1 protein-coding gene is annotated in these 1615 nt (G+C 69.6%); it reads right to left on the reverse strand.

From position 1 onward, the window contains the following. The coding region (locus tag FDZ70_10345) for a tandem-95 repeat protein (protein ID TLM66688.1) at nt 1–1598 on the reverse strand (1598 nt) is incomplete at its 3' end. Nucleotides 1599–1615: the final 17 nt, after the last annotated feature.

Here is a 1615-nt window from a genome sequence, read left to right on the forward strand (position 1 = left end):
GCGACCGCATCGGGTGCGTCCGCCACGGGGGAGACGGTGACCGTCACCGTCTGCGGCGACGAGTACAGGTCGTTGTCGTAGGCGCGGTATCTGAACGTGTCGACGCCGTTCCAGTCCGGGTCCGGCGTGTACGTGCACGCCCCCGATGCCGCGAGTTGCACGGTGCCGTGGGCGGGCGCGGAGAAGACCGAGGCCGTGAGTCCCGCGCTGCCGCCGCCATCGCCATCGTTGTCGTTGGTGAGGACGTTCAGCGTCGCCCGGCCGTCCTCGGTGCACGACTTGGAGTCGGTGACGGCTACAGGCGGGTCGTTCACCGGCGTGACGACGACGGTGATGGTGGCGGTGGAGGAGCTGTCATCGCTGTGCCACGCGGTGTACTTGAAGCTCAGCGTGCCGCTCCAGTTCGGACGGACGCTCGGATCGTAGGTCAAGATGCCGGTCCCATCCGACAGGTCGAAGCCGGCGGGGGCGTTGGTGGTCGGGAACGCGGCGAGCACGTCCCCGTCGGCGTTGATGTCGTTGGCGAGGATATCGGCGGACAGCGGCGCGTCCTCATCGATCGTGAACGTGTCGCCCACGGCGGTCGTCGGATCCTCGACGGGCGAGACCGTGATGGTCACGACGGCCGGCGTGGTCTGGACCGATCCGTCGCTCGCCCGATAGCTGAACGAGTCGCAGCCGTACCAGTTCGCATCGGGGGTGTAGGTGATCGCCCCCGAGGCCGCCAGCTGCAACGACCCGTGCGCCGTGGTGGTGACGAGGACCGCGGCGAGCGCGTCTCCGTCCGCGTCAGTGTCGTTGCCGAGCACCCCGTCGGCCGCGGCGACCACGAGCGTGGTGTCCTCGGAGGTCGAGTATGCGTAGCGCCGCAGGTACGCGGAACCCGTGTCCGCCCCCCCGCTGTCATCGCCCGGAGCGGCCGCGATCAGCGTGCCGCGCGAGGCGGCCACCGCGCGTCCGAAGTTGTCGTCGGCCGCGCCGTCGGCTGCTGTGAGCTTCGCCGCCTGCGTCCACACGGCCCCGGAGCCCGCGAACTGGTAGACGGATCCCGAGCCGGAGCCCTTGTCGTCGTCCCCGTAGGCGCCGACGAAGGCAACGCCGTCCGACAGGGCGACAGCGGAGCCGAAGTAGTCGTTCGCCGCGCGGTCCGGGGCCGTGAGCTTGGTCCTCTCCGTCCAGTTCACCCGGATACGGTCGAACACGTAGGCCGAGCCGCGGTTCGAGTCATCACCCTCGGCACCGATGATCAGGGTGTCACCACACAGCGAGACCGAGGAGCCGAAGCGGTCTCCTGCGACGCCGTCGGACGCTGTGATCCTCGTCTCCCGCCAGTGGTTGACCGGTTGGGTGTTGTCCTCCTGGGTGAGCACCCAGACCGCGCCACGGCCGGAGTCGGCCCTCGGGTCGCCGGCGACGACGAGATCCTCTCCGAGTGCCACCGAGTAGCCGTACTCGGCGTCGTCGCCCCTGGTCGCGGTCTTCGAGTCGCAGGCTGGAAGGTCCGTGGTCCAGCTCGACCCGGAACCGCGGTAGAGGTAGTACCCCGACACGTCACCGACAAACGCGGTGCCCGGCTTGGGATAGCCGACGACCGCCATGTCCCCCCTCAGTGCCG

This window comes from Actinomycetota bacterium (genome assembly GCA_005774595.1).
Lineage (GTDB): Bacteria > Actinomycetota > Coriobacteriia > Anaerosomatales > D1FN1-002 > D1FN1-002.